The sequence below is a fragment of the Terriglobia bacterium genome (genome assembly GCA_020072565.1).
Lineage (GTDB): Bacteria > Acidobacteriota > UBA6911 > UBA6911 > UBA6911 > JAFNAG01.
Genome location: JAIQGI010000024.1, coordinates 13609 through 38556 on the forward strand (window position 1 = coordinate 13609; position 24948 = coordinate 38556).

Sequence of the window (24948 nt, forward strand, 5' to 3'; positions counted from 1 at the left end):
GCCCGTGATTGCTGGTTCGGCAGCTTATCCCGCCTATCCTTCATATTAGCAGGCACGCGCCAACTTGTGTGCCACGGCCTTACGAGCTACCACAACTTTGCTCTGCGTTGTCTTGCGTTGGTAAAACCGCCGAATGACCGGATTTTAGCGAATGGCAAAACTCGCCGCTTCCACAAAGGCCCAACGCAGATAGCGATTCCCATTCTTGCAGTTTCCGCTGCCTTTCTTTTTTCCGTTGCTCAGCCGTGCACTGTCGACACACCGGCAATAGGCCGAAAAATCCCCGACGGTCGGAAAGCGGCGCATATCGCCGGCCAGAACGCCTCACTGACGTCATCACCGTGTTTGAGCCCGCTGTACTGTTTGCTGGCCGTTGTGTTACCTGCACGCATCTGGTATCCGGCTGCCACAAGGCCATCCACCAGCCAGTGCCAATTGTAGGTCGATTCCACCACGATCCCCTTCCTCTCGGTGCGGAATGGCTCGAGCACTTTTTTGGTCGCCCTCAGATCATTGGGGAGTGATCTTTTGTAGACCCTCTCTCCGAGCTCGTTGACGATGCCAATCGTGCTTTGATCAGAGTGCAAATTGATCGCACTGCAAAAGATGGATTGGATCCTTTTCCCGGCGCTTTTCCTCCATGCTAAAATGAACCTGCCTTGAGTGGAGGATAAGGCTGCGCAGGAGTGCAATCTGAGCGTCTACTCAAGTCCCATAGCACAGGAGGGCAGTGGCCGATTCCGCTGCCCACTCTCTTTTAGCACCGTTTCTAAAACTGTGCTATGGATGCAAAGCGATCAACTCAACCAAAGATTTTTTCCTTCTCTGGTGCCGAGCACCATCGAAGATTCACTTGCTTGCTCTTAGATGATTATCAAGCTACGCAACTCCGGAATTCTCCCGCGCTGGGGCTTTGACCTGGCCTGCAATCTGTAATTCCGGAGTTGCGCAGCCTGTCCCCCGAATACAGGAGAACGAGGATGGGGAGTGAAAACAGGCTGAGCAGAAGAGAGTTCGGGGTGTTGATGGCAGCCGCGCCGTTGGCCGCCGGCGCCCAGGCAACCCTGCGCCCGTCACGAGAACTCGGCCAGCCGCTCAAGGAGGGTGCAGCGCTCGCGGCGCGCCCGTTTCCTCTGTCGCAGGTCCGTCTGCTGAGCGGAACCTGCTATACACTTCAGGATCGGAACCGCGTTTACCTGCACACGCTCGATCCCGACCGCCTGCTCCATACTTTCCGCCTGACTGCAGGGCTCCCGTCGAAAGCGCAGCAACTCGGCGGGTGGGAGCGGCCTGACATCGAGCTGCGCGGCCACTTCATGGGCCACTATCTGTCGGCCTGCGGCCTGATGTACAGCAGTACCGGTGACGAACTGTTGAAGCGCAAAGCGACTGCCATCGTCTCAGAGCTGGGAAAATGCCAGAAGGCCAACGGCAACGGCTGGCTCTCGGCTTTTCCCACCGAGTTCATGCAACGGCTGAAGGAGCGCCTGCCGGTATGGGCTCCCTGGTACACGCTGCACAAGATCATGGCCGGCATGCTGGACATGTATCATCATTGCGGCAGCGAGCAGGCGATGGAGATTGCACTGGGAATGGCCACGTGGGCAAAGAAGTGGTCCGACCCGCTCAGCGACGAGCAGATGGCAGACATCCTGCAGGTAGAGTTTGGCGGCATGAACGAGCTCCTCTACAACCTCTGCGCCGCAACCGGCGACAGAAATTACGAAGCCCTGGCGCATCGCTTTGATCACGCTCGCCTGTTTGATCCGCTGGCAGAGGGCCGCGACGAGCTGAAGGGGCTGCACGCGAACACGCAGCTGGCGAAGCTCATCGGCGCAGCCCGCCGCTACGAACTGACCGGCGAGGAACGTTATCGCCGGATCGTAGAGTTTTTCTGGCAGCAGGTAGCCCTGCACCGCTCCTACTGCACAGGCGGCACCAGCAACGGGCAGCGTTGGCGCACCGATCCTGACGTGCTGGCCACCGAACTCAGCGCCACCACCCAGGAATGCTGCTGCACGTACAACATGCTCAAGCTCACCCGCCACCTCTTTACCTGGAGTCCTGAGGCGCGTTACGCCGACTTCTATGAGCGCGCCTTCCTTAACGGCATTATGGGCACAATGAATCCTGCTGACGGCATGACCACTTTCTACATGCCGCTCGAATCCGGCTATTGGAAGCTGTTCAGCCTGCCGTTCGATTGCTTCTGGTGCTGCACGGGAACCGGGGTAGAAAGCTTCGCCAAGCTGGCTGACAGTATCTTTTTTCACAATGAGGACGGCGTCTACGTAAACCTCTTCGTTCCGGCCCGGCTGCACTGGCCCGAGAAAGGCCTGTTCCTGCGCCTGGAAACGCGCTTCCCCGATGACGACCGGATCAACTTCGAATTTCAATGCGAGAAGGCGGTGACTCTGACCCTCCGTATTCGCATTCCTTACTGGGCCACAGCGGGAACCACGGTGAGGATCAATGGTGAAGCGCAGCAGGCGGCCACAAAACCGGCGAGCTACTGTGCTATCGAGCGCACCTGGAAAGCGGGCGACCGCGTAGAAGTTGCGATGCCCATGAGTCTGCATGTCCATGCGATGCCGGACAACCCGGCCGTGCAGGCTTTCATGTATGGCCCTCTGGTTCTAGCCGGCGCCCTGGGCAACGAGGGTCTGACCTACGAAATGATGTACAGCGATCCGACCAATCCTCGGCGCGGCGAAGGCATGCGAGGCCAGCCGATCCCGGCGCCCGAACTGCTCGCGCCGTCGGCCAATCCCGCGGACTGGATCCGGCCTGTGGGCGACCCTTCGATCGAGGCGCGCGACGTCGAAGTGGTTGCCGGAAGCCCGGGCGACTGGTTGAGAGCCGTGGGCGACAGCGCGCTCGCGTTCCACATCACCAGGCAGCGGCGAGCGCTGGTGATGGTGCCGCTGAATCGCCTCTTCGGCCAGCGCTTTGCCGTATATTGGAGGGTTAAGCAGGCCTGACATTGAATTCAAGGCACGACAGCTGGATGCCCGCTGACGGGGCACACGGATCAGATCCCGCTTTCATAAAGGGGAGCGCTTCCCCCCATCTTCCGATCAGGGACAGTATAACCAGGAACCAAGTGTGCTATTCTGCGGCCGTCTACTGGAGGCGCTTTCACATTTTCCCATACCTCACGTTCGGCTTGCCGCGCGGGCCCGGACGTGGGCTATTGTGGAGGCAACCATGCCCGTCAAGACGAAACTCGCTGCGCTCCTGTCTGTGTCGGTCGCTGTATTGACGATTGCGCTGGCAGTCATGTCCGCGGCCGCACCGCCATCGGCGCTGGACGACATCCTGAACTCGCTGACGATGCGCAACATCGGTGCCTTCCGCACCGGGGCGTGGGTGACGGCCATTGCTGTGCCGGAATCGCCGGCCCATGATCATCTTTACACTATCTACGCCGCCACGCGGAGCGGCGGCCTTTGGAAGACGGCGAATGGCGGCGTCACATGGGATCCTGTTTCCGACAGCGTGGACGTCGCGGCCGTCGGCGCCGTGGCCATCGCCCCTTCGAATCCGAACATTGTGTGGATGGGAACCGGCGATCAGGCCAATGCGCGCAGTTCCTATTCGGGGAAGGGTGTGTTCAAGTCGATCGACGCGGGAAAAACGTGGCAGTTCATGGGCCTGCCGGACTCGCATCACATCGCGCGCATCGTGATCCATCCGGCCAATCCGGATATCGTTTATGTCGCGGCGATGGGCCACCTGTTTTCGAAAAACGAGGAGCGCGGCGTCTTCAAATCCGTTGACGGCGGCCAGCACTGGAAGAAGACGCTCTATGTGAACGACGGTGTCGGCGCGATCGATCTTGTGATCAACCGCAAGGCGCCGGCAACGCTGTACGCGGCCCTGTACGACAAGGACCGGAAGCCATGGCAGATCGTCGAAAGCGGGCCGGAGAGCGGCATCTATCGCAGTGACGACGCGGGCGAGAGGTGGACACGGCTCGGAGGGGGCCTCCCGACAGGCAAGCTCGGGCGGATCGGACTCGACATCTATCAGAAAAACCCGCTGATTCTCTACGCGCTGATCGAGAATCAGAATCCGGCCGCTGCCACCAGCGGTCAGGCCGGCCGCGGTGCGGCGGGCGGCGTGAGCGCGATGGCCCCGCTTGCCCCCGGCATCATCGGCAACGAGTTGTATCGCACGGACGACGGCGGCAAGACCTGGCAGAAGGCCCCGACCCCCACCGAACGCGGCGGCGTTGCCGGCGGCAAGGCGCCGTATTCATTCAACCAGATCAAGATCGACCCGAACAACGACCAGGTCGTGATCGCCAACAGCGACAGCATGTACGTTACCCGCGATGCCGGCAAGACTTGGCAGACCGGCTTGTTCCGCGGCGCCTTCGGTGATTTCCGCTGCATGTGGTGGGACGCGGACGATTCGAACCGGCTCATCCTCGGCAGCGACGGCGGCGTGCAGATCTCGTTTGACGGCGGCAGGACTTGCGATTACTTCCCCAACATGCGTGTGGGCGAAGCCTACGCGGTCGGCGTGGACATGGACGACCCCTACAACGTTTACGGAGGCCTGCAGGATCACGATTCCTGGAAGGGGCCGAGCAATGGACGCACCGGCGTCATTTCGCTCGAGGACTGGATCACAGTCGGTCCGGGAGACGGCATGTACAACGTCGTCGATCCGACCGACAGCCGCTGGGTCTACAACACGCGCGAGATGAACCAGCTGGGGCGGCTGGATCAGAAGACCGGCATCCGCACCGATATTCGTCCCACGCGCGCCGCCGGACTGCCCCGTTTGCGCTACAACTGGATCGCGCCGATCGCGCTGTCGCCCCACAATCCCCAGATCCTGTACGCCGGCGCGCAAGTGCTGTTCCGATCGCTCGACCGCGGCGATCATTGGGAAGAAATCAGCCCGGATCTGACGACCAACGACTCGGCTAAAATCGGCTTGAACGTGCCCTACTGCACGATCACGAGCATCTCTGAATCGCCTAAAACCGGGGGTGTCATCTGGGTAGGCACCGACGACGGCAAGGTGCAGTTGACGCAGAATCACGGCGGCGCATGGACGGACGTTACCCCGGCACTCGTGGCCGCGGGGGCGCCGGTGGAACGCTGGGTCAGCCGCGTGTTCGCATCGCCGTTCGATGCGGCGACGGCGTTCGTCGCGAAGAACGGCTACCGGAACGACGACTTCAAGCCTTACCTTTATCGCACGACGGACGCGGGCAAGTCGTGGTCATCGATCATTGGCAACCTTCCTGATGCACCCGTCAACGTCGTGGTCCAGGACCGCAAGAACCGCGACCTGCTGGTGGTCGGCAACGACATCGGCGTCTTTGTCTCGATCGATGCCGGGGGAAGCTGGACTCGCCTGAAGGCGAACCTGCCGACCGTGCCCGTGCACGACCTGCTCATCCATCCGCGGGAAGGCGATCTGGTGCTTGGAACCTATGGACGAGGCTTCTGGATCGGCGACATCACGCCGCTACAGGAGCTGACGCCTGAATTGCTCGCCAAAAACGTGCACCTGTTCGACGTCGAACCGCGAGCGCGCTACGGCTTCAGCGGCCAGGGCATGAACTATCACCTGTTTGGCGACAAATATATTGAGGTGCCAAACGAGAGGGAAGCGATCGTCATCAACTATTACCTCAAAGCGGCCGACTCCACGGGGGCGCGCGTGACGATTACCGATGTGACGGGCAAGCCGGTCGCTCAGCTCTCTGGATCGGGCCGCGCCGGGATCAATCGTATCGAGTGGAACATGCGGGCTACGGCCGGCGTTACTCCCCCGGCAGCGCCTGCGGGGCGGGGCGGTGGCGGCGGCCGCGGCGGACAGTTCGGCACACCGGCGCCGGTCGGAGATTATCTCGTGACCATCGAGGCGGCAGGTGAAAAACTGACCAAGGTGGCGAGAATTCGGGAACGCATCAGTTAAATCTGCCACACGTGCCGGCCAGGCGATTATTCCCGGCAGGATTCAGGAGGATTTCCGGGACAGGCGCCATAACCTCGAAATCCGGCTGGAAAGAGACCCGAAGGTGCGGCGCGTGTAAGCGATTTGCGCCATCCGTTGAATCACGGTGAATGCTTCTCAAGGCTGCCGATCACGTAGCGTGATTTCGTGTTAGGGCGCCTGTCCCGGAAATCCCCATGAGAGTACTGTTTATCGGCGGAACGGGCAACATATCGATCGCCAGTACCAGGCTGCTCGCGGAATCAGGCGCGGATCTCTGCCTCTTCAACCGCGGCCAACGCGGTTGCGTGTTCCCCGAGGGTGTGCGGCAGATCCGTGGAGACATTCGAAATCCCTCATCTGCTGAAGCTGCGCTGAAGGGTTTCGAATTTGACGTGGTCGTCGATTGGGTGGCTTACCTGCCGCAGCACATCGAAACAGATGTTGCTCTATTCAGCGGCAGGATCAGCCAATTTGTTTTCATCAGCTCGGCCTCGGCCTATCAGAAGCCTCCATCGGATTTCCGCATTACCGAATCGACCCCGCTCGGCAATCCATTCTGGCAGTACGCCAGGGATAAGATCGCCTGCGAGCAGAGGTTGCGGTGCGAGTACCTCGAGAGAGGATTCCCCGTCACGATCGTGCGTCCTTCTTACACCTACGGGCAAACCTGGATCCCGTGCGTTGTCGCCGGTCATGAATACACCCTGGTGGACCGGATGCGGAAAGGGAGGAAGGTAATTGTTCACGGAGATGGCCAGTCCCTCTGGACGATGACTCATAATACCGATTTTGCTAAAGGCTTCATCGGGATTCTTGGCAGGGCTGCCGCGATCGGTGAGAGCTTTCACATTACTTCAGATGAGGTGCTGACCTGGGATCAGATATACCAGGAGATTGGAATTGCGGCGGGAGCTAAACCTGACATTGTCCACATCCCTTCGGAATTCATTAGTGCATTTGACCCGGACAGCGGCGCCAGTCTTCTGGGAGATAAGGCATACTCGGCCATATTCGACAATTCTAAAATCAGAAAGTTCGTCCCCGGATTCACGGCGAGCGTTTCATTCGGGGAAGGTATACGGAAATCTATCGCCTGGTTTGATGCGGATCCGAGACGCAAAATCATCGAAGAGAATCGGAATCAACTGATGGACCGGATCATCACGGCGTACCTTAACGCCTGGCCCAGCTGATTCGGGTGACTTTCCGGTGACAGCCTGTCCCCCGCTTTGCGGCGTCAATCTGGGATGCGTTCAGATAAAGCTCGGCGTATCGAAGATACAGCTTCTCTTTGACAAACAGGTCGAACAGATCTGGATCGATCTGGCCATCCTCCTTCATGGATCGGAGAGTTTCCAGCGCCATTGATATCTTTCGTGCGTGCTTGTAGGGCCGATCGGCTGCCGTGAGCGCCTTAAAGGCATCGGCGAGATTGATTATCCTGCCCTGGACTGTGATCTGTTCGCGGGTCAGGCCGTGGGGATAGCCTCGGCCATCCATGCGTTCGTGGTGCGCGCCGGCATGCACGGGAAGGTTGCGCAGTTTTTCCCGGCAATACTGAAGCTGTTCCCAAATTCGGCATCCTCTTCTGCCGTTATGGGTTATAATGCCCTCCGGGACGGGATTTCAGGGGACTTTGCCCCGGAAGTCGACATAACGGCCCCTTATCGGAAGTAGGCGAAGACGCTGCGAGCGGGATCCTGACGAGCCCGTGATTGCTGGATCGGCAGCTTGTTCCGCCTATCCTTCGGATCCGGAAGCCTCGCCGCGGATGAGGCAGCTTATCCCGCCTATCTATTATTTTGAGATTTCGTTTACTCTGGCTGCGCGTATCACGAACGTTGTATATGCGTTTGAGATGTCGCTCATTTTGTTTGCCTTGACCACCAACCCTGTAAACACGAGCCTTTGTGGACTGACGGTCGACAGGTAGGACTCCAGGTCCATGATTTGACCCTCTGCCGCCGGGATGGCAGGGCTGTAAGGGCAATTCACAACGAGATAGTTTAATGCGCGGAGGCCGTTTTGGGCCGCCTCGATCTTCTCGGCTTCGGTCCGGGCGGAATCCATCGCCTGGCTTGCGATGACGGCGATGTTCGTTTGCGCAGCTTCGGCGAGATCTGCCGGGCCTCTATCGGCCGGAAAGAAGATCGAATAGCTCATGAATTGGTCCATAGCCAGCAGGAGGTTCTCCTCTCCGCCTTCTCTGTAGAAGCTGAGTCCCCTCGCCCAGTATGCGAGGGCCACGGCCTTGTCCCCGGGATAGTCGCGGATGATGTTCTGGAATGTAAGCCGAGCCTCTGTATAGCGGCCGTCTCGCAAGAAGGCCAGGCCGGTCTCGAACAACTCACGGGCTTTCGGCGCCGACTGGGCCAGAAGACGCTGCCAGGACGGAATCGCCATCGACGCGGATTTGCGTTCGTGGGCTCGTCGCGCTGCGGTCGTCCGGTATAGCGCGTCCCACGGAGGCGTTTGCAGCACACGGCTTGCGGTGTCGTTCTTGGACTGGATGGGCATCCCGGGTCGTGCCGTGGAGACCCGAGCGTGACTTGCAGCCGAATGAGGGGCTACTGTCGCGGTCCAATACGAGGAAAGCCTGGTTGCGGCGCCCGGAATGAAGGTCGCGGCGCACGCTCCCAGAAAGCCAAGCAAAAGGAGAATCAGGCAGGTACGCTTTGCCATCAGCGGCTCCCCCTCAATGCATCCTGGCTATTCTACGACAGAAACCCGTTGTGGTTGCATCGAATGGGCAGCTATTTTTCATGAATTGGCTGAAAGGTAAGTGCCTCAACGCAGAATCAGGCTTTGAGCGCCCTGCTTTTGCTCTACCGGCAAGTTCTCCCGGCAATACTGAAGCTGTTCCCAAATTCGGCCTCCTCTTCTGCCGTTATGGGTTATAATGCCCTCCGGGACGGGATTTCAGGGGACTTTGCCCCGGAAGTTGACATAACGGCCCCTCATCGGAAGTAGGCGAAGATGCTGCGAGCGGGATCCTGACGAGCCCGTGATTGCTGGATCGGCAGCTTGTTCCGCCTATCCTCTCCTGCAAAATAGCCAGCAACTCTGGGAGCGTTCGTGCGGTCAGGCCCGTTAGTTCTACAAGATGGCGCTCCGTGACAAACCGAAACGGTTCCGCATGGTTCATCGCCCGACCTCCTTCGTGGGAACAGAGCACCCATGCTACAATTGTGATTCCAGACGGCGGATCGGCCAAGTGGCAACAGCAGGGCGATTGAGACTGTCTCTGGGTTACTCCCCGCGGACGCCTGCGCGGGGGGCTTGCGCGCAACCAAATCGAGTTAGTGGATCGCAGGTCGCCGGTTAGAAGTGCCTGTCACCAGATGTGCTGTGCTTCGATGACATCCCGCAACCCGGAGAATGCTCGTTCGACTTCATTGAGGTCTTTTGCAGCTACGACCTCCTCGATGGCAGATGGCAGATCTTCGAAGCAGCCTCGGATGCCCGGGGCACACTCAGTGACGAATGAAAATGGCATGCTCGGCATGATTATGATGATCGATGTCGGGACAGGACCTGGGATTGCCGCGCACCAGCGCGGCTAGCATCGGAGACTGCAGGCAGGCTTCTGCAGAGGGGCGACGGAGATGATTCCATTGAGGGGTTTTGCCGCGAGGCATGGCAGCAACGGGGGAACATCGAGGCGGCCGCGCTAGGGCGCGGCGATTCCAGGCCGGCTTCCTCGATCTGAAGAGACTGGTTGCGATCCCGATACCGAAGGTTTTGCCTTTTTGCTTTGCGGTTTTTTCGAAGCAGATGCACCGCCAGCCATACCGGAAGGGCCACGGTGGGTGCTGAGCCCAGGTCATTCATATCGCAATGCGACGACGGGATCGATCTTTGTTGTGCGACGGGCGGGAACATAGCTTGCCATGAACGACACCGCGGCGATCAACAAGGCGACACCCGCAAATGTCGCCGGGTCTGTGGCCGTCACGCCAAACAACATGCTCGCAATCACGCGCGTCAGCCCGAAGGCGCCGGCCAAACCCAGCGCCAGCCCGACCAATGCCAGCCGGGCACCCTGCCCGACAACCATCCCTACGATTTCGCTTCGTTCCGCTCCCAGCGCCATTCGAATGCCAATTTCATGCGTGCGCTGGCTCACGGACTCGGAAATGACGCCGTACGCTCCCACTGTCGCCAGCAACAAGGATAGAATTGAAAAGGCGGCCAACAAGAACATATTGAATCGCCTCTGCGCCACCGATTGGGCAACGACGTCCGTCATTGCGGCAACGTCGGTTACAGGCACTTTCGAGTCCAACTCCCAGAGCTGGTTCTTCAACGCTGGTACAATCTTCATGGGATCCGTGGTCGTGCGAACGACGAGCTTCAAATATCCGATCGGCCACTGCGCATAAGAGAAATAGAGCTGCGGCTGGTCCCCCATATCCAATCCAAACTGCTTTGAGTTGGCCAGCACTCCCACCACTGTCCTCCAGGGGCCTGCATCTCCGGCCAACACTCCGGCCAGTTTGAGACTCCTGCCGATGGGGTCGTGCTTGCCCCAAAGCCGCTGCGCGAGCGCGTCATTGATAATCACTACCTGGGGCGCCCCCTGCCGGTCCTTTTCCGTAAATGAGCGGCCGCGCAGAAGCTGAAGCCCCATGGCACGGAAATAGTCCGGGGTGACGGCGTCCAATGGAATCATCATCGGTTGTGATTCATCGCGGTCTTTTGCCTGCAGCTGAATTGCCATTTGAACCCCAGTCGTGGGGACTGCGGTCGTCGCTCCCGCGGCTACGATTCCAGGCACGGATCGCATCCTCTGCAGGAGTTCCTGATAGAAGGCGATTTTCTGGTGGCGATCGGAATATCTGGATGCGGGCAGGCTCAGATCCATGGTCAGCACGTTATCCATGTCGAAGCCACGGTCCACTCCGAGGAGCCGCGAGAGGCTGCGCCCCATCAGTCCGGCGCCTATCAGCAGTATCACGGCGAGAGCGATTTCGACGACCACCAGGAAATTCCGAAGTCGTCGGTGGCTGGGCGCGCCCGCAACTGTTCGCACGTCCTCTTTTAGCGTTTCTACCAGCCTTAGCCGCGATGCCCGCACCGCAGGCAGCAACCCGAAAAGCAGTCCGGTAAGCAAGCTGGCAGCCAGCGTGAAGACAAGCACCGGCCGGTTCAACGCTACCGCATCGAGCCGGTTTAGCTCCGGTGGCCGAAGGCCAACCAACAGGCTCATAATCCAAACGGCGACCAGAACTCCAAGAGCGCCGCCTGCGAAGCTCAGGATGAAGCTTTCCATCAACTGTTGGCGGATGAGCCGGAGGCGGGTTGCGCCCAGAGCGGCACGGATGGCCAGATCCTTGCCACACAGGTTCGCGCGGGCGAGCTGCAGGTTGGCGACATTGGCGCACGCAATCAGCAGAACGCAGCCCACGGCCCCGAGGAGAACAAGCAGGGCTGTGCGGAGATCTTTGATATCCCTTTCCTGCAGGGGAGTGAGATCGGTGCTCCAGGCCCCGGTTTCCTTGGAAGACGCCGGTACTGTTCGCCGCCCGATGGCTTGAATCTCCGCGCGCGCCTGCTGCAGCGTTGTTCTCTCGCTCAAACGGGCGATGCAGCTGAGATTGCTCGCTCCTCTATCCCTCTTCGATCCCAGCGCCAGGGGCAGCCACACCTGAGTGCCTTTGGACGGAAAATTGAAATCCGGGGGCATCACACCCACGATCGTGTAACTCTTATCCTCGAGCGGCAGGCTCTTGCCAATGATATCCTGTTCACCTCCATATAGCTTCTGCCAGAGGCCGTGACTGACCACGGCGACTGGGGGACCTCCGGGCTGGTCCTCTTCAGAAAGGAACGTCCGGCCGAGCGCCGGCGCTACACCCAGCGTCGAAAAAATATTCCATGTGGTGGAGGCCCCTACGATCGCCTGGGATTCTTTTTCCCGGGTCAATACGAGATTCAGCCCTTGATAGGCCGCAACATCGGCCAGAGTCCGGCTCAATTCCTTCAGATCGAAATACGCTCCGGCAGATATAGGCGTACGGGACCAGCCGCGCTGTATCGAGCTCGTCGAAATATCCACCAGGCGCTCGGGCGCCGCGTAGGGCAACGGCATCAGGATATGGGCGTACACGACGCTGAAGATCGCGGAGTTGGCGCCAATGGCCAACGCGAGAGTAAGCACGGCGGCGATAGTAAAGCCCGGATTCTTGCGCAGGGTGCGGGTGCCATGTCGCAGGTCCTGCCATGATTCGTGAAGCCACCGGACCCCGCGAGTCTCCCGGCACTCTTCTTTGACCTGTTCGACCCCTCCAAACATGCGCAGCGCGGCATAGCGCGCCTGCTCGGCGTTCATTCCGCGCTCCAGGTTTGCCGCGATCTGCATCTCGAGGTGAAAATGCAGCTCGTCTCTCATCTCCCGCTCCGCTCGATTTTTACCGAACAATGCGCGCAATCGAATCCAGAATCCCTTTATCTGCATTGTCATTTCCTTCCGGAGAAAGCTTGTTGGACACGAGGCAGCTCTTTGGACATCTGCTGGATACGCTGCAAAATGCCCCAACCGTGCATCGGCCCGCTCAGGAGCGTCTTCAAAATCAGGAGGTCAAGCGTGCCTTGCAACAGGTCAACCCTGGCTTCGCTCATGCTCCCTCCTAGATATTCGACAAGTGCGCTCAGAGTAGCCTGTGACTTGTAGAATGTCAAGGGGAAATCGGGAAGGTGACAGTCCGGCCCGGCTCGTCGTACAATCCTCCCCGACATCGGCCGTGTGCGGCTCGTGGGCTGCAGCGATCTCGTTCCGGACCAAATCAAAAGGAGCGTCCATGAAGCGATCATTCGGGTTCGCAATATTCTCGAGCAGGGTCCCCTTCTGCCGTTACTTGCTGGCAGGCGTGGCACTGATCCTGTGGCAGGTATCGGTCCCCGGTGCAGTACAGACGCAATCTGCGCCCAGAGAACGGATCTCCTTCAATGCGGACTGGCGGTTCACCAAGGACGATCCGAAGGAGGCCGCCGGCAAGCTCGCCTACAGCAACATCAAAGATTGGGCTACGACTACCGGCGCGGATTTCACCAAGGATACTAATGTGGCCGGCAAAAAGCGGCCCGCCGGCAATCTCGGCGCCGACGTCGTGTACACAAAGCCGGAATTCGATGACAAGGGGTGGCGGCCTCTGAGCCTTCCGCATGATTGGGGTATCGAAGGCCCGTTCAAGCAGGAGTACTCGGGAAGTACCGGCCGGCTCCCGTGGTTTGGAGTAGGTTGGTATCGCAAGCACTTCAATGTGCCGGAGGGCGACCAGGGCCGGCAGCTTTATCTTGATGTGGATGGGGCGATGGCATACGCCAATGTTTGGCTCAATGGCCAGTACGTGGGCGGATGGCCGTACGGATATGCATCGTGGCGGGTCGATTTGTCGCCCTACGTGAAGTTCGGGGCAGAAAATGTGATTGCCATCCGCCTGGACAACCCGCCGGATTCTTCCCGTTGGTATCCGGGAGGCGGGATATTCCGCAATGTCTGGCTGATCAAAGCCTCGCCTGTGCACGTGGCCCAATGGGGCGTATACGTGACCACGCCCGATGCGGCCAAAACAGTCGCCACCGCGAACGTGCGGGTCACCGTGGACAACCGGGGCGAGTTCGGCGCGGACGTGAAGCTGCGATCGACAATCTACGCGATCACCTCTGACGGGCGCAAAGCCGACAAGCCCGAGGCAACGTCCTCGCCCGTTACCCTGCAGGTGGCCGCCGGGGCCAGTGCCACGGCATCTCTTACCTCTACGATCCCGAATCGTGTGCTGTGGACCATGCAGAAGCCCAGCCTCTATGCCGCAGTCGTAGCCGTGGAACAGGCGGGCAAGAACGTCGATACCTATGAAACCACCTTCGGAATCCGGTCCATCCAGTTTGATCCGGAAAAGGGTTTCCTGCTCAACGGTGAGAAGATCAAGTTTCAGGGTGTCTGCGATCACCACGACCTCGGGGCACTCGGCACCGTCATCAACTTTCGAGCCCTCCAGCGGCAGCTCGATCTGCTCAAGGAGATGGGAACCAACGCCATCCGCACCAGCCACAATCCGCCGGCGCCGGAGCTGCTCGATCTGTGCGATCGCATGGGATTCGTCGTGATGGACGAGGCCTTCGATACCTGGCGCCGGCCGAAGACGCGCAACGACTACAACCTGCTCTTCGACGATTGGCACGAGAAGGACATGCGCGCGCTTGTCCGGCGAGACCGCAATCACCCATCCGTTATACTCTGGAGCCTCGGCAACGAGGTCGCCGAACAGGGCATGGGTGATCCCGGCGCCGCGATCGCGGCGGAACTCGCGCGCATCGTGCACGAGGAGGATCCTACGCGGCCGACGACCTCGGCCTGCAACAGCGCCCGGCCCGGCAGTCCTTTCGCCGCGGCGATCGACGCCATCGGGATCAACTACCAGGGCTCCCGTCCTTCGCAGTCGCAGCCTTACGGGAACTACCTTCAATTCCACCAGAGCTTCCCGAACGTATTCGTGTACGGGGCCGAGACGGCATCCACCATCAGCTCGCGCGGCGATTACACGTTTCCGGTCGCCGCGTTTCCCGGTGCGATCTCCGGCGGCAGGGCGCAAGGCGCTGATGCCGCTACTCCCCCTGGACAGGATGTCACCCGCCACCAGATGAGCTCGTACGACCTCTACTATCCGAGCTGGGCCACCTCGCCGGATACTGAATTCGCCGCTCAGGATCGTTTCCCGTTCGTAGGCGGCGAGTTCGTCTGGACCGGCTGGGATTATCTGGGCGAGCCCACACCGTGGGGCGGACGCAATGATCCATCCCGCAGCTCCTATTTCGGGATCCTCGACCTGGCCGGATTCAAGAAGGACAGGTTCTACATCTATCAGGCCCGCTGGCGGCCTGACCTGCCGATGGCCCACATCCTGCCACATTGGAACTGGCCGGAGCGGGCAGGCCAGGTCACGCCCGTGCACGTATATACTTCGGGCGACGCGGCGGAGTTGTTCCTTAATGGCAAGTCCTTGGGCAAAAAGACCAAGGGCCAGTACGAATACCGCCTCCGCTGGGATGACGTGACGTATGAGCCGGGCGAGCTCAGGGCCGTGGCCTACAAAAACGGCAAGGCCTGGGCCCGTGACGTGGTGAGGACCACTGGCCCAGCGGTCAAGCTTCTGATGCAGGCGGATCGGACCGCGATCGCGGCAGACGGACAGGACCTCTCGTTCGTCACCATCTCTATTACGGACAAGGACAATCTGCTCGTGCCGCGCTCCAAGAACCGGATCCGTCTTTCCGTCGAGGGGCCGGGAGAGATCGTTGCCACGGATAACGGCGATGCGACCAGCTTTGATTCCTTCCAATCCAAGGAGCGCGACGCGTTCAACGGTCTCTGCCTTGCGATTGTGGCGTTCAAGCCGGGTCAGTCGGGAACAATCACCATAAAGACCGAATCCGAGGGCCTCAAGGCCACGACGATCACGCTCCGCAGCCGACGGAGGTAGTGAGCTACCACCCCAGAGCGGGTGGCTTCAAGAAGCCCCCCGGATGGGGGGCAGGAGAGTAGCCCCGGGTGAGCGCAGCGAACCCGGGGATGGATCCGCCATCACATAGAGCCCTGGAAGGCATGCGCGTCAAGCTAAGGGCATGAATTCCGGCAATACTGAAGCTGTACCCAAATTCGGCATCCTCTTCTGCCGTTATGGGTTATAATGCCCTCCGGGACGGGATTTCAGGGGACTTTGCCCCGGAAGTTGACAACGGCCCCTTATCGGAAGTAGGCGAAGACGCTGCGAGCGGGATCCTGACGAGCCCGTGATTGCTGGTTCGGCAGCTTGTTCCGCCTATCCTTCACAAGCGGGGCCGCGCCAAGGATTTCGTGGTTCGGGATTTCTGTCATTTGTGAGCGGTAGCGGCGCGACTGGCTCACCAGCTGGATTCGATCTCTTCGAGGGTGCGGCCTTTGGTTTCAGGGACGAAGGCCATGACAAACAGCGCGCTCACCAGGCTGAAGCCCGCGTATACCCAGAAAGCGGCAACCAGGCAGATCAGGAGTAGATAGCCGAGATTCAGCTGAGGTTTCACGAGCGAATCATCTCAGTTCTGCCCGGAGCGTCACGATTCCCCAGGAGGGAACGGTTACCGGGCCGGCTAATTTCGTGATTGGTTTTTCGCTGGTATCGCTGACCCACACATTGCGGGGCGCTGGTTCGCTCCAGGTGAGTGTGGCCTTGGCCTCACGTCCGGAGCCGCCCCAGAGCCGCACAACGATCGCCTTGCCGTCGTCGCTCGGCTTCAGCCCGGTCACAAGAACGTCGGGCGAGTCGATCTTCATTCGCGGCGCCGCAGTCGCGGGTCCGCGGGCAGCAGAAGGCAGGAGCGGCTGGCTCGCGGCGATTGCAAGGCGTGAATCCTCCACCGGGTTGTAATCGTGGTGCGGCCGCAGCAGGAATCGAAATACATGAGGCCCTTCCTGGTAAGCCCGGTAGTTCGTACCCCAGTGATTGTTCATGGCCCACGAGTAGAGCTTCTGGGTCGCCCCGACTTTTTTGCGCCACACATCCGGATTGGACTGAGAGTTGAGCAGGTTGGCCGTCAGCCCTCCGACCTGCACCAGCGGAGCATCCAGAGTCACCCAGGTTACGCCGTAACTTTCATTCGCCACATCCGCCCACCGGCCGACCGTAAACCAGTTCTTGCAGGCGCTTGGAATCTGGTCCGCGTCCGGCCTGATGACGCCGAAAGGCACCTCGAGGTGCACCTGCCCGCCGGGCACGGCAAAAGGAAAGCCGAAATTGAGGCTCTCTTTTCCCTCTTTCGAGCGGTAATCAGCAGCGGCGATCCGCTGCTTGTCGAGCGTATTGATGATCTCCACGAAGTCCTGGCCCGCAGTCAACCGCACCTCGCGCACCAGCGTGGAGCAGCCCGGAGCATCCGATTGCACCAGGAGCGATGCCACGAGCGGACCGGTTTCCCGCACCCGGATGCGCACGGACCCGTTCCGTTTCACATCGGCGGCGTTGTCCCCCACAAAATAGAGATATTCATTCAGGGTCTGGCCGTCGGCGTTGTCGGCGAGATTCGCATCGATGCTGGTCAAGCGCAGTTCGACGATGCCGCCGGTTCGATCATCGAGCCGCACCTTCAGCAGGCCGTTGTCGAGAGTTGTCCCTTGTGCGCTGACCTTTCCCTCGGCGTACGGCGCCCCGGAAGCCAAATGGTAACGCTTCGCGGCCAGCGGCGGGACGTCGCGCGCCCACATTGCCAGCTCGCCGCTGCGCAGACGCTGGGTCGGCACAGGCTTTCCCGAGTCGTCGGTTGCACGATCCCGACCTTCCGTGAGGAACTTCGGCAATACCACCAGTTCTGCGCGTGTCCAGGAGCATGTGTTGAAAATGTCGATCGCGTCTGGGACCGCCGCTCCCGAAGGCAGCGAAAGCGCGCGCGAAAGGAGATCCCGAGTCTGATTGTCCGCCGTAAAGGCATACCCCTGCTTGATCGCCCACTGTTCGCGTGTCTCGCGGCGGAACGGTTCGCTGACGCTGCACCACGCCCCCCACGTATGCTCGGAGTAAAGTAGAACCTGGCGCCATGCCTCCTCAAACGCCGCCGCGGGATAGCTGGCGGGATTGAGCAGCGCCCAGAGCGCTTCGGCCTGCGTGATCCGGTCCGAACTCGCCCGGTTCATGGCCGTCTCCTGTGCGCTCGAGGCCGCGCCGTCTTCCCAGTAAGGGGTCCAGTCTCCGGCAACGCGCGGGAGTTGCGGGCCATATTTCTTTTCAAATGCGCGGAACGCCTCACTGGTGGAGCTGATCACGAAATGCGGCCAGGCGTATTCTGCATTCCAATCCTTCACAAAGTCGCAGATGGCCGGATCAGGTTCGGCGTTGTCGCCGTGGCCGCTCCAGCGCATGTAGGCGATGTCGTAGGGATAAGCCGTTCTGTCGAGCTGGTCCTGATACATCTGCACAAAGTCCGGCGTGAGGGTAGGGATGGCATGCGACATCGCATACCCTTTGTAGGGAATCCACGCCAGCACCTGGGAACGGCCGTCGGGGCCAACCCACCAGAACGGCTTGTTTTCCCACTGGACAAGGATGTCCCCGATGCGGTCGAAATAATTGGGTGCAGTCGAGAAATAACGGATCCCCGCCTGCTCCATGGCCGGCACCAAGCCCCACGTATATCCTGGAACGTCGGAGATCATAGCGGAATCCACCAGCACACCCGCCTGTTCGGCGAGCCGCGTGCCATACCGGAACAAGCGGATCAGTTCCTCCGGCCGGCACAATCCGGTAAGTTCATTGAGGTACATCCCGTTGAGGGCAATCTGCCCCTGTTTGAGCGCTTCCATGAACTCCTTGCGTTGGGCATCGCTCAGGCGCCGCAAATAGAGGTCGGCGGCCCAGAGCACCTCAACATTCCAGACAAACCGCGCGCCCGGAGGATTCGTCGCGGTCCGGCGAGCATATGCGATTCCTTTCAGAAGATTGCTGACTTGCTTGTCTTCGATCTCGGTTTGAATTTCCGTGTAGCCGATGTCGGTGTGGGAATGCGGCAGGATATAGATTGTCGTATGGCGCACCGGTTTGAGCTCGACTTCGCGTGTCGCGAACGACTGCCCGCCGACCTCGAGGTTCAACACAAGCCTGGTATCATGCGCCACGGCCGGTATGCTGGTTCCGAGATTGTTTACACCCTCCTTGAGCGTGGCTTGCGCGAGCGCCGTCTGATTGGCGAGGATGCGTGCGGGCACTGGATCGCCGAAATGGCGCACGGTGCAGCGCAGCTCCTGCTCGAGGCGGCCGTCCCGTTGCTGGAGCGCGGAGTACGCTGTTACATCGGCGAAGATCGTGGAATCGGGGGGCGCCAGCTCGGTCCCGTCGGGCACTTCGAATCCAATCCAATCGTAGAGCATCCAGCTGCCCGAAATCGTGCTTATACGAATTTCGTTTTGGCCCGCCTTGAGCAGCGTCGCGGGAAAATCGAGGCTGAAGCGGTGAGGCGAACCGCGTTCCGGACGCCCGGAGATGGATGCATCCCCTGCGCCGGGCGGAAGCTTCTGCTGAAAGCTGCTCCCGTTGAGGCTGACCTCAACCGCAGGGGGCGAACCACGATGGGTGTCGACCAGAGCCACACGAAGACTGCAGTCGCTGCCGGCAGGCGCCGTGCGCAGTGCGAACACAATGGTAAACGCGTGCCGGCGAGCGCCGGCCCAGGAATCGTCAGGCCCGGGGTGCACATAGGGCCAATCCTGCTTCGCATCGGACCGGCCGACGATATAAAAACCGTCGTCGCGGAACTTTGCATAGCCGCCGGACGCGAGGGCGAACTCGCTGTATGTGAGGTCCTGCTTGCCGATCTCCCATAGGAGTTTCCTCGCGGACTGGCGCGGGGCGGGCTTCAGCGCAACGGCAAGAATGAGGATCAGGATCAGGGATAGTCCGGAATGGACCACCAGATTGCGGCGAATGCGAGAGTTCTCATTCACGGCTTCATGCCTCCTTGACCGTATCGAACATCGCAACGATGTTCTCGGGCGGTACATGGGCGAGGATGTTGTGTACCTGTTGGAAAACGTAACCACCGCCGGGACGCCAGATGTCCATCAAGCGGCGCACGTGGTCGCGGACTTGCGCGGGAGTTCCGCGCAAGAGGACATTCTGGGTATCGCAGCCTCCCCCCCAGAATGTAAGCCGGTTGCCGAATTCTCTTTTCAGTTCTGCCGGATCCATGCCCCGGCAGCTGATCTGGACAGGATTGATGGCGTCCAGCCCGGCTTCGATCAAACCCGGGAGCAGCTGGCGCACACCGCCGCAACAGTGCAGCTTGACCTTGATGTGCGGTGCAATTTCCTTTGCGCGCCGCCACAGGATGCACTCGCGTGGTTGAAAGAACTCCCAGTACATTTTCGGCGATATCTGCGGACCACTCTGCATGCCAAGATCGTCGCCGAAAACGATGATATCGACAGACGTGCCGACAGCGCCGAGGAAGCGCTCCAGATTTTGCAGGTGGATCTCGACCAGTCTGTCCAGAAACTCGTGCGCACGGCCGGGATTGCCGGCCAGCATCAGGAAGAAGTTGTCGTTACCATAGAAGAACTGGCCGATCTCCAGGAGATTGCCGCCGAACAGGCCGAGAATCGCGCGCTCGGTCTGCGAGCGCAGCCGTTTTGCGCCTTGGGCAAGGCGCCGGATTCCCTCCGGCCCCGCTGCAATCGGACCGGGAGGCGCAGCGATCGCGGTCCACATCGATTCATGGAACGCGTCATCGAGCCTGCTTAGATCGCCGCCTTCGGCCAGGGGATAGTGCGCCTGCTCGAAATAGAGCACGCCCTCGGGCATGCGCGCAATCGTGCGCCGGCTGCGGGATTTAATGGCCCAGCCGCCATTCTCTTTCTCCGGCTTGGCCCAGACCGGCATTTGACAAGGCGTGCCGTCGGGGAGCTCCCAGTCTGTCCACCATTCGTCCTCGAGGGCAAACGCCCGGCCCAGCTCGATGGTGTCGACCTGGAAACAGCGAAGGACGTCCTCATCGACGATCGCCAGTTGCTGAACCGGGTCGTAAACGCGGATCGGCAGTTTCGCGAGCCCCAGATATTCGCGCAGCCGCGCATACGCGATGGCGGAAATACCCGAGGACCTGTGGCCGGAAAAATCGATGGGCACACGATCCGGTTCCTGGTGTCGCAGAGCCGTCAATACACGCTCACGTGAATCCATGCGCTGCTGCCCGCGATAGAATGGACCGTCTCCAAGGAGCTGATTGCAGCCCGAGAGTACCACCGACAGGCGATCGAATGGAACCACGACAGTGGACGCGAATAAACGCCGTGAACGTGGTTATCGAACCTCGGACGATTTGTCGGGCCCGCAGCTCTGGACGGGTTGATCTCAAAGCCGGCGCCCGTGCAGCCATCCCTGTCGCATGTGTTCGAGGATGTTGGATCCTATCGCCGGCTGCCCGCTGCCGGCCTCTTCGCCGGGGAGCTTCTTCGGAAGCGCGCCTTCTGGGCTGCAGACATCTTCTCGGTGGCGTACTGGAAAATCAGCCGCGGAGCCGTGTCTTTCCACTCCGTGAGGAAAGCCTCGACCGGCGCGGGGTTGCGCTTCCATGCTTCACGCAGGAACCATCCCACGCCCTGGTGAACGACCCGCTCCTTGTCCTCCATGAGCGGCCGAACGAACTTCAGCAACGCCTCGGTTTTCGCTCCGTTCTCAAGCAACACCAGCATGGCGACCGGGACGGCCCGGCGCTTCCATTTGGTCTCGGAGTTGCGCCAGGCCGACATGTCGGCGAGATTTGCCACGCGGCTCTTCAGGCAGGGGCCGAGAAGATCGCCGCAGATCACGTCGCTGTGAGCCCAGTTGCGCACCCCACACTCGAGCCAACCGCCGATCCGCTGAAACGTCTCTGGGGTGAACTGATCCCGCATCGGCAGGACTGTTGTTATGGCGAAAGACGCTTCTTCGTATTTTCCGCTTTTAAAGAGGATGTCCCCCAGGTCGAGGAAATCCGACAATCCCAGCCGGTCACGGTACTGCTCGTAAAAGCGAAGACGGTTGGCTTCCCAGACCTCTTTGGTAATCCCGTACGGGTCGTAGCCCTCCGTGAAGAATTTGGCGTAACGCGCTGCCTGCGCGGCATTGGCGTTTGCCGCGCAGAACGCCCGGATGTCAGCGGCGGCAGTTGCCAGAATTTTGGTTTTTGGTGTCACGCGTGTCTCCTCTGTCTTGCGGTGCAGGATGATTATACTGCGAATCGTCTCAGCCGGCTCCAGTTGCGATCGATCGAGAAAGGGCTGCCGCCTTTTCTCACAGGTCGCCTGGGACCGCGGCGCTCCAGCGTGGCGAAGCCGATCCACAATCCAGAACCCGCAACCCAAAATCCAGAATCAAGAGGTTGTGCGGCGCTGCGATTTCTTCTGCACACCTTTTTCCTTGAATCCTGAACCCAATTAATCTAGCTTGCTAATCGCGAGCGGCCGAGTGGTCAGCACGCGCGCTCGATTGGCGATCGTGCATCATCAAACCTACATATCAGCATCCCTCAAGCCTGGACCGTGGATGGAACGATCCGGCATTCGAAATGGAGTTGCTCCATGAAAAGCCTGAAAGCCAAGGATTTGCGAACCCTGGCGTTTTTGACGATTATCATCGTCACTACCGGCCTGTTCTCGATAGGGTGGGCGCAGGACAGTGAAGGTCCGGATTCCTGTACCAGCATCATGGTAGGCCGTCTGGCGACTACCGACGGCTCGGTCATCACCTGCCACACCTGTGACGGGAATTACCGGAACTGGTTGAACATCGTGCCTCACCGGACGCATCCGAAGGGTGCGACCAACAAAATCTACTGGGGCACCTTGCACACTGAAACCGTCGATGACATGAGAGGCAAGCTTCTGAAAGGTGAGATCCCCGAAGTCGATGAGACCTTTGCTTTCATGAATGTCGCATATCCGTGCTTGAATGAAAAGCAGCTGGCAATCGGGGAGACAACCATCGGAGGCAGGCGGGAGCTCGAGAATGATGACGGCCTGTTCCTCATCGAGGAGTTGGAGCGTATCGCCCTCGAGAGGTGCTCGACGGCCAGAGACGCGCTCCGCCTGATCGGCGAGTTGGTGAAAAAGTACGGTTACGGCGACAGCGGCGAGTGCATTACCATCGCCGACAAAAAGGAAGTCTGGCAGCTCGAAATCATGGGCGGCGGGCCCGGCGAACCCGGTTCCGTTTGGGCGGCGGCCCGCATCCCCGATGATCACGTCGGCGTTTCCGCAAACATACCCAGGATCAGCGAGATCAACCTCAAGGATCCCGACAACTACATGGCATCCGACAACGTTTTCTCGCTGGCCGAGAAGATGGGGTGGTGGAAAAAAGATGAGCCTTTCAAGTTCTGGAAGGCTTACAGCGGCAGAAGGCCCTTCTCGGATCGCGAGTTCTACATCCTGAGTACGCTGGCGCCGTCTCTCAACCTCAAGAGGGATGCCGAGGAGCTTCCCTTCAGCGTGAAGCCGGCCAAGCAGATGTCGGTAAGAGACGTCATGAAATATTATCGGGAAACCTACGAAGGGACCGATATGGACGCGACCAGGAATCTTATGGTCCCCAGGCGCGCGGGCCGGGGCGCCGCCGCCGGAACCGACGGTTCGGAGATGGTGAAGAGCCCGGTGGCCAGCGCCTGGATGGGCGGCGACCTGATCAATCTGCTGAACACACTCAAGCCCGGCACGGTCCAGGCCCCGCGAACCATCGCCATAGCCGGATGCGCCTACTCGCAGATCATCCAGGTGCGCGGCTGGCTGCCTGATGAGATCGGTGCGATCGCGTGGTTCTCCTTCGACAATCCGGCGCAGAGCCCCAGGATCCCGATTTTCTCGGGCGTGCTGTCGCTGCCGAAGAGTTTCGAGGTCGATTCCCAGAAGAAGTATCGCGAGGATTCGGCGAGCTGGGCTTTCCGGAAAGCGAACCGGCTCGCCACCATAAAGTGGGGCACGACCCGGAGGATCATGGAAGGCGCGGTAGCCGACTTCGAAACCAGGGCATTCGATGAGCTCCCGGCAATCGAAAAGATCGCGCAGGACATGCTCAAGAGCGATCCGTCCGAACAGGGACGCAAGAAGTGCCAGGATTTCGTCACTCGTTACAGCAACGATTTCGCGCGCGCCGCGATCGACAAGTGGAACGAGCTTGCAGACACTTTCTGGGGCATGTTTGCCAGGGGCTTTTGATAATTTGGACGATTGACGATTATTCAATCGTCAATCGTCAATTGTAAATTCCTCCCTGCCGCCGGCTGCGATGCGCACTCTGCTGCCATGCCTGGTTCTTTTCTTGTGTTACCTCCTCTGGGAGCGCATCGCTCTCAGCCGCTCCCAGCGGCGCATTCCCCTGCGCATCGCCGTGACGGGAACGCGCGGAAAGTCGAGCGTGGCTCGCCTTCTGGCCTCCATCCTCAGGGAGGACGGGCGCAGTGTCGTAGCCAAGACAACCGGGTCGCAGGCCGTGATCCTGCTGCCCGACGGCGGCCAGATCGAACTGGACCGGAGCGCGACCCCATCGATTCTCGAGCAGAAGCAACTGGTTCACAAGGCTGCGCGGCTGAAGGCTGACATCCTGGTGGCCGAGGTGATGAGCATCCATCCCGAGAATCACTTCGTCGAAGCCCATAAGATCCTCAGGCCGAATCTGGTGGCAATCACCAACGTGCGCCGCGACCACACCGAGACCATGGGCGAGACGGAAGAGCAGATCGCCTCCGTTCTCAGCCTCGACATCTGCGCCCGGGCGACGGTGTTCCTGCCGGCAAGAGAGGAGTACGCATCGTTCCGCGCAGAGGCGCGGCGCTGCAACGCGATCCTGATTCCGGTTCCAATCGGTTCGTCTGCACCGCTTTTGCGGAGCGCGCCTGACTTGGGCCGGCTCCAGTTCGCGGAGAATCTCGATCTGGTTTGCGCCGTCGCCGCCCACCTTGGCGTCAAGCAGCAGGACATCATCGAAGGCATACGAAAGGCGCAGCATGACATAGGCAGACTGGGAGTATGGCTCTACCGTCCGACCGATCCCGAGCGTACCATTTATCTGGTCAACGCCTTTGCCGCCAACGATCCGGAATCAACGCTCCAGGTCCTCGACAAGGTCACGGACATGCTCCCGGCTGCGTCCGGAAACATCATCGGCATCCTCAACCTGCGTGCCGACCGGCTGCCGAGGACCCTGCAATGGATTTCCGTCCTGAAAGGCGGCGGTTCGCGCAGGTTCCTTCGGTTGTTCATGGTCGGGGAGCACTCCGGCGCAATTCGGCGGCGTTTGCCGGAAGCGCGGGTGCTGAAGGCAGGGCCTCCGGAAAAGATGATGAGAGCTGTGTGCGCGGAAGCCACTGAACCCGCGATCATTTTCGGCTTCGGCAACATGAAGGGTTCCGGCAGACTCCTCGTTGAACATTGGTCCAGCATAGGCCGGCCTTACGAATCCGGGAGCTGGAGTTAGGAAGGATATCAACGCA

At 60.2% G+C, this 24948-nt stretch carries 15 protein-coding genes and 1 pseudogene; 6 read left to right on the forward strand and 10 right to left on the reverse strand.

Features of this window, described 5'->3' with window-relative positions:
* Window positions 1-45 precede the first annotated feature (45 nt).
* Window positions 46-608 (reverse strand): annotated as a pseudogene (locus LAP85_16235) (IS110 family transposase).
* Window positions 609-980: 372 nt separating this feature from the next.
* Here LAP85_16235 and LAP85_16240 point away from each other — a divergent pair.
* The 3 genes from LAP85_16240 (at window position 981) to LAP85_16250 (ending at window position 7154) form a co-directional block, all read left to right on the forward strand.
* Window positions 981-2981: a glycoside hydrolase family 127 protein gene (locus LAP85_16240; GenBank protein MBZ5497952.1), complete on the forward strand. Its 2001-nt coding sequence runs from the start codon at window positions 981-983 to the stop codon at window positions 2979-2981.
* A gap of 226 nt (window positions 2982-3207) precedes the next feature.
* Entirely contained in the window at window positions 3208-5940 is a 2733-nt protein-coding gene (locus LAP85_16245) for a hypothetical protein (GenBank protein ID MBZ5497953.1), read from the forward strand.
* 215 nt (window positions 5941-6155) lie between these two features.
* Window positions 6156-7154: an SDR family oxidoreductase gene (locus tag LAP85_16250; protein ID MBZ5497954.1), complete on the forward strand. Its 999-nt coding sequence runs from the start codon at window positions 6156-6158 to the stop codon at window positions 7152-7154.
* Here the strand turns inward: LAP85_16250 and LAP85_16255 are convergent.
* The 5 genes from LAP85_16255 to LAP85_16275 all read right to left on the reverse strand — a co-directional run bounded on the left by LAP85_16255 (window position 7135) and on the right by LAP85_16275 (window position 12582).
* On the reverse strand, window positions 7135-7569 hold the full coding sequence (locus LAP85_16255) for a hypothetical protein (GenBank protein ID MBZ5497955.1): 435 nt from the start codon (window positions 7567-7569) through the stop codon (window positions 7135-7137). The two genes, LAP85_16250 and LAP85_16255, sit on opposite strands and share 20 nt — an antisense overlap.
* Before the next feature lie 189 nt (window positions 7570-7758).
* Window positions 7759-8643, reverse strand: a complete 885-nt coding sequence (locus tag LAP85_16260; protein ID MBZ5497956.1) for a hypothetical protein — start codon at window positions 8641-8643, stop codon at window positions 7759-7761.
* Between the two features lie 652 nt (window positions 8644-9295).
* A complete protein-coding gene (locus tag LAP85_16265; GenBank protein ID MBZ5497957.1) occupies window positions 9296-9457 on the reverse strand; it encodes a hypothetical protein in 162 nt (53 codons plus the stop codon).
* Window positions 9458-9784: 327 nt separating this feature from the next.
* Window positions 9785-12424 (reverse strand): ABC transporter permease, encoded by a 2640-nt coding sequence (locus LAP85_16270; GenBank protein ID MBZ5497958.1) that lies wholly within the window; start codon window positions 12422-12424, stop codon window positions 9785-9787.
* Window positions 12421-12582: a hypothetical protein gene (locus LAP85_16275; GenBank protein ID MBZ5497959.1), complete on the reverse strand. Its 162-nt coding sequence runs from the start codon at window positions 12580-12582 to the stop codon at window positions 12421-12423. The genes LAP85_16270 and LAP85_16275 overlap by 4 nt, the downstream gene beginning before the upstream one ends.
* Window positions 12583-12761: 179 nt before the next feature.
* On the opposite strand from LAP85_16275, the gene LAP85_16280 reads away from it, so the two are divergent.
* Window positions 12762-15443: a DUF4982 domain-containing protein gene (locus LAP85_16280; GenBank protein MBZ5497960.1), complete on the forward strand. Its 2682-nt coding sequence runs from the start codon at window positions 12762-12764 to the stop codon at window positions 15441-15443.
* A gap of 421 nt (window positions 15444-15864) precedes the next feature.
* Here LAP85_16280 and LAP85_16285 read toward each other — a convergent pair whose 3' ends face one another.
* From LAP85_16285 to LAP85_16300, 4 genes are all read right to left on the reverse strand, one after another.
* Window positions 15865-16023, reverse strand: coding sequence for an MFS transporter (locus LAP85_16285; protein MBZ5497961.1), 159 nt, complete (start codon window positions 16021-16023; stop codon window positions 15865-15867).
* Window positions 16024-16030: 7 nt separating this feature from the next.
* Window positions 16031-19429 (reverse strand): hypothetical protein, encoded by a 3399-nt coding sequence (locus LAP85_16290; protein MBZ5497962.1) that lies wholly within the window; start codon window positions 19427-19429, stop codon window positions 16031-16033.
* A 4-nt stretch (window positions 19430-19433) separates the two neighbouring features.
* Window positions 19434-20663: a methyltransferase gene (locus LAP85_16295; protein MBZ5497963.1), complete on the reverse strand. Its 1230-nt coding sequence runs from the start codon at window positions 20661-20663 to the stop codon at window positions 19434-19436.
* Between the two features lie 227 nt (window positions 20664-20890).
* On the reverse strand, window positions 20891-21658 hold the full coding sequence (locus LAP85_16300; protein ID MBZ5497964.1) for a DNA alkylation repair protein: 768 nt from the start codon (window positions 21656-21658) through the stop codon (window positions 20891-20893).
* Window positions 21659-22042: 384 nt separating this feature from the next.
* Between LAP85_16300 and LAP85_16305 the strand changes: the two genes are divergently transcribed.
* Window positions 22043-23674: a C69 family dipeptidase gene (locus LAP85_16305; GenBank protein ID MBZ5497965.1), complete on the forward strand. Its 1632-nt coding sequence runs from the start codon at window positions 22043-22045 to the stop codon at window positions 23672-23674.
* A 70-nt stretch (window positions 23675-23744) separates the two neighbouring features.
* Window positions 23745-24932, forward strand: coding sequence for a poly-gamma-glutamate synthase PgsB (gene pgsB / locus LAP85_16310; protein ID MBZ5497966.1), 1188 nt, complete (start codon window positions 23745-23747; stop codon window positions 24930-24932).
* Window positions 24933-24948: the final 16 nt, after the last annotated feature.

Bases quoted from the DNA above. Each gene is read 5' to 3' on its own strand.
- LAP85_16240 (MBZ5497952.1), top strand. From the start codon at position 981: ATGGGGAGTGAAAACAGGCTGAGCAGAAGAGAGTTCGGGGTGTTGATG.
- LAP85_16245 (MBZ5497953.1), top strand. From the start codon at position 3,208: ATGCCCGTCAAGACGAAACTCGCTGCGCTCCTGTCTGTGTCGGTCGCT.
- LAP85_16250 (MBZ5497954.1), top strand. From the start codon at position 6,156: ATGAGAGTACTGTTTATCGGCGGAACGGGCAACATATCGATCGCCAGT.
- LAP85_16260 (MBZ5497956.1), bottom strand. From the start codon at position 8,643: ATGGCAAAGCGTACCTGCCTGATTCTCCTTTTGCTTGGCTTTCTGGGA.
- LAP85_16265 (MBZ5497957.1), bottom strand. From the start codon at position 9,457: ATGCCATTTTCATTCGTCACTGAGTGTGCCCCGGGCATCCGAGGCTGC.
- LAP85_16270 (MBZ5497958.1), bottom strand. From the start codon at position 12,424: ATGACAATGCAGATAAAGGGATTCTGGATTCGATTGCGCGCATTGTTC.
- LAP85_16275 (MBZ5497959.1), bottom strand. From the start codon at position 12,582: ATGAGCGAAGCCAGGGTTGACCTGTTGCAAGGCACGCTTGACCTCCTG.
- LAP85_16280 (MBZ5497960.1), top strand. From the start codon at position 12,762: ATGAAGCGATCATTCGGGTTCGCAATATTCTCGAGCAGGGTCCCCTTC.
- LAP85_16295 (MBZ5497963.1), bottom strand. From the start codon at position 20,663: ATGGATTCACGTGAGCGTGTATTGACGGCTCTGCGACACCAGGAACCG.
- LAP85_16305 (MBZ5497965.1), top strand. From the start codon at position 22,043: ATGAAAAGCCTGAAAGCCAAGGATTTGCGAACCCTGGCGTTTTTGACG.
- pgsB (MBZ5497966.1), top strand. From the start codon at position 23,745: ATGCGCACTCTGCTGCCATGCCTGGTTCTTTTCTTGTGTTACCTCCTC.